The sequence below is a fragment of the Lysobacter sp. 1R34A genome (assembly GCF_051217035.1).
Lineage (GTDB): Bacteria > Pseudomonadota > Gammaproteobacteria > Xanthomonadales > Xanthomonadaceae > Lysobacter.
Genome location: NZ_JBPKJP010000033.1, coordinates 27,990 through 39,670 on the forward strand (window position 1 = coordinate 27,990; position 11,681 = coordinate 39,670).

2 protein-coding genes are annotated in these 11,681 nt (G+C 65.9%); both read right to left on the minus strand.

The genetic code is table 11. The features are described 5' to 3' along the window. Window positions 1-395 precede the first annotated feature (395 nt). Window positions 396-7,673: a calcium-binding protein gene (locus ACSAMQ_RS10115; protein ID WP_435395528.1), complete on the minus strand. Its 7,278-nt coding sequence runs from the start codon at window positions 7,671-7,673 to the stop codon at window positions 396-398. Between the two features lie 610 nt (window positions 7,674-8,283). Then, window positions 8,284-11,681 (minus strand): autotransporter domain-containing protein (locus ACSAMQ_RS10120; RefSeq protein ID WP_435395529.1); only part of this gene is annotated, 3,398 nt, incomplete at its 5' end.

The following is an 11,681-nucleotide window of genomic DNA, read 5'->3' on the forward strand; positions in this document are numbered from 1 at the left end:
TCGCCGGGCACGCTCGTGGCCCCCGCACTTGGCACAGCGAACATCTGCAGGAAAGCATCGCAGTGAACATATCGCCGGCGGCAGATTAAGCCTTCGTCGCATCAATCCGTTGTAGGAACGGCGTATGCCGCGGCAGGCGAGAGCGGTGCATTACCACGCCGGCATCCGAAGCTGCGGCGCCATCGAAACCAGACCCATAATGCAGCCGGTCCTTCATGGCTTCGGGCAATTGCGCTCGCGACCACCGCTCTGGTTGTCGCGGCTCACCGCCACTACCACAGGGAGCAGCATTGCCTGTGCGGGACGGCGTTGCCCGGCACCGCGAGGGCGGTGCCGGGCGAAACTGTCTTACCCGCGGGCACTCAGCGCCGCGGTACGCGGGGCGTGGGCTAAAACTACAACGGCGCGCTCAAGGCCATGGCCGTCATTACGCTCTCCGAGCGCATCGGTGATCCGCTGTCCATCCCGTCCGTCGCGCCGAAGCTTGCCATGGCCGACACCAGCGCCCGTGTCTGCATGTCGTACGGCATGCGGTCGATCGTCGGCGCCAGCCAACGTCCTGAGCCGTCCTTGAGGCTTGAAAACAAAACCGCGTCGCCGAGCGAATCCTCGAGCCGATACTCGTTGCTGCCCGAACTCGCGCCGGCACTGGCGGGGGTCAGCGTGAATTGCGAGGCCGGAATCGCGCTGCCGGAGCCGGGCTGGACATAGGCCAGCCGGTATTCGCCGCCAAGGAAATGCTTGAGCACTCGCACTTGCTTGGCGGCGTCCGCATCCACGCGCACCAGCAGGTCGTCGCCGTCGCGATGGAAACTCAGCCTGGTGCGCTCTACCGCGTAGGCGGCGCTGTTGAACATCAGCCAGTCCGTGCCGCCGCCGCTGTTGTCGATGATGTCCTGGCCACCGCCGTAGACGTATTTGTCGTCGCCCAGGCCGCCCAACATCCGATCGTTGCCATCCTCGCCAACGAGGGTATCGGCTCCTACACCTCCGATCAGCAGGTCGTTGCCGGTATTGGCCGCCGACCCGTTGCCGCCGGCCAGATAGTCGTCGCCGTCGCCGCCGTCCAGGCGATCGTCGCCGGCATAGCCGAACAAAGTGTCCTTGCCGCCGTTTCCGTACAGCGCGTCGCGCAAGCCCCCGCCGCTGATGGTCTCGCCAGCATCGGTGCCTTGCCCGCTCCAGTCGAAACCGGCAGCGGTCATCGTCTCGATCTGGGCGGCGGTCAGGCGCGCGCCGCCGGTGCCGGAGACCGCCTCGATCGCGCTGTCGCCGCCGAGGAAGTGGCCTTGCACGCGGATCGCGATGGTGGTGCCGCGATCGGCGGAAACCAGCAGATCGTCGCCGTCGCGCTTGAACAGCAATTTGTCCACGGTCAGGCCGAAACGAACCTCATCGTTGCCGCCGCCCTGGTCGTCGACCAAGTCGCTGCCGTACGCACTGTTCCAGAGGTAAATATCGTTGCCCGCGCCGCCGACCAGCGTGTCCGTGCCACGGCCGCCGTCAAGCGTGTCGTTGCCATCTCCGCCCACCAGGCTGTTACGGCCGGCGTTGCCGATCAGGCTGTTATCCATGACGTTGCCGATACCGTCGACGTGCGCGCTTCCGGTCAGCGTAAGTTTCTCCACGTTCGCGGCCAGCTCGTGGTACTGGCTGCTTTGCACATGGTCGTAGCCGCCGCCTTGGTCTTCGACGACCTGGGCGTAAGCGTCGCCGAGAACATAAGTGTCGTCGCCGGCACCGCCTATCAGACGGTCCCCGTACAAATCGCCGGTAAAGACATCGTTGCCGCCGTACCCATAGATCACCTCGCTGCTGGCGGTACCGCTCAATGTCTCGCCCAGCTCAGTGCCGCGGATCGCATTGAGGACGAGCAGCGAGAACTGCGTCGAAGCGGTCAGTCCAGCGCGATCGGTGGCCGTGATGTAGAAGCTCAACGGCAGCCCGTCGCCCGCCGGAGCGAGCCCGGAGAACGTCCGAGTAGCCGCATCGAAGCTCAACCAGGACGGCAGCTCTCGGTCGAAGCTGTAGCTCAGCGTTTCGTCGTCAAGATCGTAGAGCACGTCAGCGGGCAACGTATAGCGATACTGCTCACCCTGCACCGCCTCCTGCCATGGAATGCTTTCGCCGGAGATCGGCGCGCTGTTGGACAAGGCAAGCAGTTGTTGCAGGCTCATCCGCGAGCCGTCGGCGAACACCAGTTCTTCGATGCCCCTGCCCTCCTGGGGCCGGTAGTCGAAGTTCACGGCCTGGCGTCCGCCGCCAACCGGATCGATCACGACGAACGACACCGCATACGGTGTACGCGTCACCTCGACGATATCGGTGCTGGCGATGCCCGCGCCGAACTCGATCCGATCGAGATTTCCGGCGGTCGCGTCGACATCGTTGATGCTGACCTCGCCGCCGGCCCAACGCGCGACCCGGTAGATGTCGTTGCCCGTATCGCCGGACACGCTGTGCTTACCGCCGCGGATATCGAAAAGATTGTCGTGTTCGTTGCCGATGAGAGAGAGGTCGTTGCCTTCGTCGGCGATGAAGCTGCGGGCCTGCCCGACCAGGCGCACCGTCTCGATCCCGCTGCCTGCAAGTAGCCGATAGCCGTCCACCGATATGTGGGCGGCGTCGGCATTGCCGATCGCGCCGGTTTGATAGCCGCTGTCGCTGACCGTATCGCCGAGGTTATCGACATGGAATATCTCGTTGCCCATGGCGCCGAACATGGCATCCGCCCCCGACCCGCCGTCGAGGACATCGTCGGCCCAGGACGCCCCATCGTTGAGGGTGTCGTTGCCTTCGCCGCCGTACAGACGATGCACGCCATAGCCATGATCGTTCGAATCGCCGTTGCCGATCAGCACGTCGTCGCCGCCGAAGCCGTACAGATCCTGGCCGTACTTGTTGCCGACTAGGCGATTGGCGGCATCGTTGCCGTACCCGACACCATGCCCATTCATCTTCAGATTCTCGATATTGGCCAGCGCTCGCAGATCGACCGACTCGGCGCTGCCGCGGTAATCGAGCGTGTCGTTACCCCCGCCGGCCAGTTCCTCGATCGCAACGGAACCCGGGTCGGAGACCACGAAAGTATCGTTGCCCTTGCCGCCTATCAAACGCGAGCCGCCCGCGGCGTATCGCACGTCGATCGTATTGTCGAGTGCGTTTCCGATAATCCTGGTGACCGCCGTTGTGGAAGTTAAATATCCATCGAGAAACGCCTGCATGGCGTAGTCTCCGCCGAGCGTGCTGGAAACGTTTACGTCGAGGTAATCGCCTCGGACCTCGATGGTGTCGCCGACATTGTCTATCCAGAACGTAACGGGTGAGAACTGGAATGCGGCCCCCTTACCGAGATAGATCATGTGATCGGCGCCCGCGCCACCGTCGATCACCGTGCCGTGGGCCGAAGACAGCACCGTCATGGTGTTGTCCAAGCCGTTGCCGCGGTACCAGATGTCGTAGACGGTGCTTCCCTGGAACGTCGCCTCCAAGTTCTCGACGTTGTCGGCCATCCGATACTCGGCATTGGTGCCGCCGCTGATCACCATCGTGTCGATGCCCTGACCGGCATGCTCGACGATATTCTCTATGCCAACGAAACGATCGTTGCCATTCCCGCCTTCGGCGACATCGTTGCCGTCGCTACCCAGCAACAGATCGTCGCCGTCGCCGCCATACAGATAGTCGTCGCCCGTATTTCCCTCGATGCGGTCGTTGCCGGCCTGTCCGTACAGGACGTCGTTGCCGCCGGCGCCATCTAAATTGTCGTCGTACTGCGTGCCGACATGGTTGTCTGCATCGGCGGTGCCGGTCCATAAAGGCTCGTAGCCCCAGACAGCGGAGGTCCAACGCACGCCGTCGGCGAACTCGATGACATGGCGGTCGCTTCCGAGCAGGAAGAAATTCTGCAATTGCACCGAATCGGTGCCGCCGTCCGGGCGAGCGAAGCGGACGAACAGGTCGTCGCCCACCCGCAATCCTTTCGCATCGCGCCGCGACAAGCTGTCGCCGAAGCGGATCACATCCTCGCCATAGACCCAATTCTTCAGGTCTACCCGATCGGTACCGAAACCGGCTTCGAACAGATAGGTGTCCTTGCCTGCGCTGCCGGACAGCACATCGTCGCCGGAACCGCCGACGATGGTATCGTCGCCGTCGCTGCCTTCCACGAAATCGTTACCGCCAAGGGCTTCGATGCGATCATTGCCGAACTTGCCGTAAAGATTATCGTTGCCTTCGGTACCGCGCAGATGATCGTCGCCGTCGGTGCCTCCGATCGGCGCACCGACGCCCAGCAGGCCGAACATCTGCTCGCGGGTGATCAACGTGCCGTCGGCGAACCTGAAGTCGACCTTGTTGCCGACTTCGGCGAAGAAATCCTCGATGGTCAGTCGATCCTCGCTGCCGACGATGCCAACGATCAGGTCGTCGGCCGATACCGTGTAAGTCACGTCGGCGGTAGCGATCCCGAGGGCGAACTCGACCACGTCGCGCATGTCGTCGTTGCCATAGGGAACGAAGATCGTGTCGCGGCCGAAGCCGCGCTCTATAGCGTAGACGTCGTGACCGTTGCCGCCGGCGAGCCGATCGTCACCGGCATCGGTACCCAGACGATCGGCGCCTTCGTTACCGAACAGTAGGTCGTTGCCGTCGCCGCCCTTGACTTCGTCGTCGCCGCCGCCGCCGTCGACCACATCGTCGCCGCTTCCGCCATCGAGAATATCGGCGCCGGCCTCGCCGGCCAGCTCATCCTTGCCGCTACCGCCGTACAAGCGGTCGCGCCCCTCCCCGCCGCTCAGCTGGTCGTCGCCGTCCCCGCCGTTGAGGAAGTCGTCGCCTTCCTCGCCATCGAGGTAGTCCTTGTCGGCGCCGCCGTCGAGGCGATCGTTGCCGATTCCCCCGAACAGCCTGTCGTCGCCGATGCCGCCATCGAGGCTGTCGTTGCCGGTCTCGCCGTATAAATGGTCCCAGCCTGAACCGCCGCGGAGGCGATCGTCGCCGTCGCCGCCCCAGGCGCCATCGGAGCCGCTGCCGCCGTCGAGTGTATCGTTGCCGATCCCGCCCACCAGCTCGTCCTGGCCGTCGCCGCCGCGCAGATCGTCGTCCCCCTCCTCGCCGAACAGCTTGTCCTGGTCGCCGTCGCCGCTGAGCAGGTCATTGCCGCCGCCGCCCTGCAACTGGTCGTTGCCGGCGCCGCCGTAGATCCTGTCGTTGCCGTGGTGCTGTAGAGGGAACTGCGATGAGTCCGCGTCGCCGACCAGCATGTCGTCGCCGTCGCCGCCATTGATCACGTCGTTGCCGCTCATGCCGAAAACAGTATCGTTTCCGGCGCCTCCGGATATCTGATCGTCGCCGTGCAGCGCAGGATCGATAACGATCGAGTCCCCGATCAGGGTGTCGTTGCCGGCGCCGCCGAGCAGAGTGTCTGCGCCATCGTCGCCGTAGATGAAGTCGTTGCCGGCGCCGCCGTCGATATAGTCGCCGCCGCCGATGCCGGAGTTCGGGAATCGATACGGCATGCCTTCGTCGAGCCGGTCGCCGGAGAGGATGTCGTCGCCGTCGCCGCCATACAACGTGTCGGCGCCGCCCTGGCCGTAGATGCGATCGTTGCCGTTGCCGCCGAGCAGCACATCGCTTCCCGACACGTTGGAGCCGCTGGAAGAACGACTGCCGATGTACTCGAAGTAGGTGCCCGGCTGAGTGAAATCGTCGCCGAGGATCAAATCGTCGTCGTCGCCGCCGTTGATATAGTCGTTGTCGCGGCCGCCTACCAGCAGGTCGTTGCCGATATCGCCTTCGATGGTGTCGTTGCCCTCGCCACCATGGACGATATCGGAGCCTTCGCCGGCGAGAATTTCGTCGTCGCCGTTCTTGTGCAGATTCGGGTCGAGATCGACGAAGATATCGTCGGTTTCGGGCTTGTGATCGTTCGGACCCCAGGCCTCGATCTGCAAGCCCCACAAATGGTCGGGGGCGTTGTCGCTGCGCGGGCCGCGGTCGTTATAGACGAACCACCCGTTACCATAGGCAATAACGTCGCCGCGCGCGTTCAGGCGGGCATGGATATCTTCGAGGCTTTCGCCGGTGCCCACCATGGAATCGTCCCAGCGACGCCAGTCCATGACCACCGAATAGTTGAGAATGATGTCGTTGCCCAAGCCGCCACGCAGCTTGTTCGAACCTGGACCGCCGAGCAGCAGATCGTCGCCATGGCTGCCATCGATGAAGTCGTCGCCGTAGCCGCCGTCCACGCCGTCGTTGCCGCCCAGCGAGACTATGGTGTCGTCCCCGCTGACCACCGTCGCCTCGTCCTTGTCCCCGTCGCGCCCGAGGATATCGTCGTTGACGGTCAGCAAGTACGGGTTTTCCGGAGTGCCCGGTTGCCCCAGGTTCGGCAGGGTAATGCCCAGGGCGCCGTTGACCCAGCCCCTGATGACGATGCTGGCCCCAGTCGGCCGATAGCGGATGAACAGCGAGCGTCCTTCACTGCCGTCGATTACCTGCAGGCGGAAGTTGCGATCGGAGGTCTCCCAGCCCAGCCCGTCGCGAGTCACGTTGTTGACCGAGTAATCGCCGATGGAGATCGCGCCGAACATCAGCTTGCCCAGACCGTCACTATCGACGATAACGTCCTGGCTGCGGCCGTCGGCGAGATCTTGGGCGGTGAAACGGTAGGTATCGAAACCGGCACCGCCCTCAAGGTAGTCACCCCCTGCGCCGCCATCGAGCACGTCACCGTCGGCGCCGCCTATCAGCTGGTCGTTTCCTCCGTTGCCGAACAGTTCGTCTGCGCCTGAACCGCCGCCCAGCGCATCGTCGTTCTCGCTGCCGAACACCCAGTCCGCGCCGCCGCCGGCGGAGATGATGTTCTTCGAGCCAGCGATGCCCGTGAGCGTGTCCGCGCCCGCGCCACCCAGTTGGGTGACGGCCTGGATATCGCCGTAGTCGAACGCGCCGTTGCCATACATCCCGGTATAGCGCGCGATTACCCAGGCCGCTTCCTGATTGGCGGTTTTCTTGGCCAGCCACTCCTCCAGCTCGCCCTCGACCTTGTCCTCGACGAAATCCAGAACCGAGCCGACCACGAACTTGAGCGCCCAGCCGAACGGCCCGGTGACCGTCGCCGCGTTATCGATCGCATCGGACATCATGCCGACCGGGAGCATGATGATGGTAGTCAGCACCTTGCTGATGTCGCGGTTGCGCGCCGCCTCGATCAGGTCGAAATGGCCGATGCTCTGTTCCACCAGCCCGAAAAACTCGCCCAGTTTGGTGGCGTCGCCTACCGTCTGGTCTGTGCCGGGAATGTCCACGCCGGCAATCGTGTTGATTTTGCCGACGATCTCGCCGAGCTTCTCATAGTCGGTCGTGCCTTCCTTCTGCAAGGTCTCGACCATCGTATTGAGGTCGAAACTCAGGCGCGAGTAAATCCCTTGCCATGTCTCGTTCTGGTTCAACCCAGGATCGAGATTGAACAGCGCGACCAGGTCGGCCGATTTCACCATCGCCCGCTTGTACATATCGGCGAGAATCTTCTCGGTCGCGGAGCCAGGAGCGTTGTCGCTGAGCAGATCGATCTCCAGGCCCGCTGCCTCCAGCTCCTGGCCGAAAATCACTGCCATCTGCCGGGTCAGGGTCGCTATTACGGCTTGCACTTGTTCGTCGGTGTACATCGTTCCCTCGTCGTACGAGTCAAAGAGTCATGCGGAACGCCGCGCATCGGCGCGTGCGCACGCAAGAGAAGAAGAGAAGAAAGCCGCGGAATGCCCATGCAGGGCGAATGCCGGCGTGCGCTCGGGTTGCTCCGGATTAAGCCGGCGCACGGGCGCCGAACTACGGATATGTCCGAAGGCCCCGGCTGGACGTCCTGGCGAAGACGGAAGAATCGCGGGCGCGTAAGTAAGCTGCCCTGGTCGACGGCGGCTCGAGCCGCGGCTGGCGATGGCTGCTGCCAAAACTGCATCCTGCAATACGATCGCCCAACCCTGCGAGGGATTAGCGCCGGCCGGCATGCGGATGCGCCACGTTCCCACGCTCTTGTTCGCGCAAACACCCCGCCCGTACCGGAAAGCATGGCGGACTGGAGCGGCATTTCGCGAATTGGCGCAGCTTCTCGCGTGCCCGAGGCTATTGTCAAGCCGTGGATGGGCGGCGCTACTCTCCAGTAGAGCGTTGACGGTCGGAGTCCGCCACCGCTGCCCGAACAGAGCACCTCCCAGAAACTGTCGCCCGGCACCGCAAGCGCGGTGCCGGGCGAACCTATCGCTTATTCGACGCGGGCGCTCAGCGCCCGGTCTCCGGCGCTTGCGCGGAGGCGGTCGCGTCCAGCGCGTCGGCCACGTCCTGCGCGCTCGGCATCAACATAGCCGCGCTGGATTGCAGGCTCGGCGAGAACGACAACAGCAGACCGAAGCTAGTGCTCGGGTCCTGGCCGCTGCCGTGCTGGCGGCGCATCAGCAGCGACAGCTTCCAACCCCGGGAGAAGGTCATGTCCATGCCGGCGCCGTAGCTCAGCGCGTTGTCGCCGTAGCTGCGCAGACCGAGCACGTAGTCGTTGGCGACCGGCATGACCACGTAGTTGAGGTTGACGTCGCTGCGGTTGTCGATGGCCTCGCGGTATTCGAGCAGCCAGAACGGACGGAACAGGTTGCCGCGGGTGGTGACGATCGGCAGGCTGCCCTCGATGCCGAGCGAAGCGCCGCTGTTCTCCACGGTCTGCGAGCCGTAGCTCAGGTCGTAGATGCCCAGGCCGGTTTCGCGGTAGCCGTCGAGCTTGGTGCGGCTGCTGTCGAGGCGGCCGTAGCCGGTCAGCATCATGCCGCTGCCGCCGCCGTGTTCGTACCCCGCAGTCAGCGAGCCGAACATCTGGTCGCCGTCGCGCTCGGCCTTGGCGGTGGCGCCGGCGGTCGCGCTGTAGCGGCGGATGTCGAAGTCCAGGCGGCCCCAGCCGAGGATGCCGTCGACGAACCAGCGTTCGCTCGGGCGCCACAGGCCGTACAGCGACAACGCGCGTTGCTTGGCGTCGAGCTTGGAGCGGCCGTCGTCGAGATCGGTGTCGTTCCAGCCGAAGCCGCCGGCCACGCCGAACAGGAAGCGCTCGCCGACGCGCCAGTCGGCGCCCACGGTGATGCCGTCGCTCTGGAAGTCGAAACCGTCGCTGCGCGCGTTGCGTTCGCGCTGGCCGTTGGTGATGCTGCCGGCCGTCCACAGGCCCCAGCCTTCCGGCAGGCGCACCGGCTCGATCGACGCCACCTGGCCCGCGGTCAGCGACATCGCCCCGCCCGAGCGGCTGCTCAGATTGAGGGCCACGCCGTTGCTGGAACTGTTGGCGCCGGCGAAACGCTGCTGGCGCAGACGATCGTGGATGTTGGACTGCTGCGCCGAGGCGAAGCGCACGCTGGCGTCGACTTGCGCGTGCAGGCCGCCGACCACGCTCGGATCGCGGGTCGGGTCGGGACGCGCGGCCACGGTCAGGGTGGTGCTGATCGATGCCTGCAGATAACTGCCGCTGGCCGCCTGGGTCGCGACCAGGGTCGCCACGCCGGAACCGACGATCGTCACCCGGCGGCCGCTGACGGTGGCCACCGCCGTATTGGCGCTGCTGAAGCTGAAGGCGCCGCCGCTGTTGCTGCTCGGGTCGGGCAGGTCGAAGGCCGCCTCGCCGACGGTCTTGGCGATGTCGCCGATCCACGCCAGGGTCGGCGTGCCGCCGCTGATGGTCACCTGCAACGCCACTTGCGGCGCGGCGTTGTAATTGCTGTTGCCGGCTTGATCGGCGGTCAGCGAGCAGGTACCGGAGGCGAGCGTGGTCACGGTGTTGCCGCTGACCGAGCACACGGTCGGCGAGGCGCTGGCGAACACCACCGGGTTGCCCGAGGCGCCGCCGCTCGCCGACACGGTGAAGCTGCCGCCCGGGGTATACACCGGCACGCTCGGATTCGCGGTGAAGCTGGTGATGGCCTGGGCGGCCGCACCGATGGTCACGTCCAGCACGACTTGCGGCGCGGCGCTATAGTTGACGTCGGCCGCCTGGTCGGCGGTCAACGAACAGGTGCCCGCGGCGAGCATCGTCACCGTGGCGCCGGCGACCGTGCACACCGAGGTGGTGTTGCTGGCGAACACCACCGGGCTCGTCGACGCGCCCGGCGTGGCCGAGACGGTGAAGTTGCCGCCGGCGGCGAACACCGGCGAGGCCGGGTTGGCGGCGAAATCGGTGATCGCCTGGGCCGCGAGCGCGATCGCCACGTCCAGGGTCACCTGCGGCGAGGCGCTGTAGTTGGCGTCGCCGGCCTGGTCGGCGGTCAACGAACAGGTGCCGGCCGTGACCATCGACACCGTGCTGCCGGCCACCGTGCACACCGACGGCGTGGCGCTGCCGAATACCACCGGGCTGGTCGACAGACCGGGCGTGGCCGACACCGCGAAGGTGCCGCCCGGCGCGTACACCGGCGCGGCCGGGTTGGCGGCGAAGTTGCTGATCGACTGGGTCGCCACGCCGATCGCCACGTCCAGGACCGCTTGCGGGGCGGCGGCGTAATTGGCGTTGCCGGCCTGATCGGCGGTCAGCGAACAAGTGCCCGCGCTGACGATGCTGACGGTGTTGCCGCTGATCGTGCAGACCGCCGGGGTGGTGCCGGCGAACACCACCGGATTGCCCGAGGCGCCGCCGGTGGCCGAAACGGTGAACGTGCCGCCCGGCGCGTACACCGGCGCGGCCGGGTTGGAGGCGAATGCGGTGATGGCCTGGCTGGCGGTCGCGATGCTTACCGCCAGCGTGGCCTGCGGCGCGGCGCTGTAGTTGGCATTGCCGGCCTGGTTGGCGGTCAGCGCGCAACTGCCCGCGGCCACGATGGTCACGGTGCTGCCGGCGACCGTACAGACGGCCGGCGTGGTGGTGGCGAACACGACCGGATTGCCCGAGGCGCCGCCGGTGGCCGAGACGGTGAACGTGCCGCCCGGCGCGTACACCGGCGCGGCCGGGTTGGCGGCGAAGGCGGTGATCGCCTGGCTGCCCTGCGCGATCGTCAAGGTGTAGGCGCGAGTGCCGCTGAAGCCGTTGTTAGAAGTCGCCTGAACGGTGAAGTTGAAACTGCCGGCGGCGGTCGGCGTGCCCGACAGCACGCCCGCGTTGGACAGACTCAGGCCAGCCGGCAAGGCGCCGGCGCTGACCGCGAACGTGTACGGCGCGGTACCGCCGTTGGCGCTGGTCGCGTTGAGGGTCTGCGAATACGCGGTCGCGAGCGCGCCGTTGGGCAAGGTGGCCGGATTGACCGTCACCGCCACCGTCGCGCAGCTGAGTACGAGGTTGGTGACGTCGCTGGCGATGGCCAGGCCACTGCTGGGATTGACCGTGCACAACTGGCCCGCCGGGTTGGCGAGCACGCCGACATTCCAGTTGGCCCCCTGCGGCAGGCGCGTCGGGAAGACGAAGCTGGTGGCGGCCTGCGCGACCACGACCTGCTGCGAGCTGGCCGGGTTGGTCGCGGCGAGCTGGAGGGTGACCGGACCGGTCTGGCCGCCGGCCGAGCCGCCGACCGCGAATTCGGTCGGGGCGAAACAGATCAGCGCCGCGCCGTTGCCGGCCTGCACGCCGTTGTTGAAGGTGACCGCGGTCAGGCCGGTCGCGGCCGAGCTGCCGCCCGCGCCGCCGCCGCCGCCGCCGTTCCAGTTCTGCTGGCAGG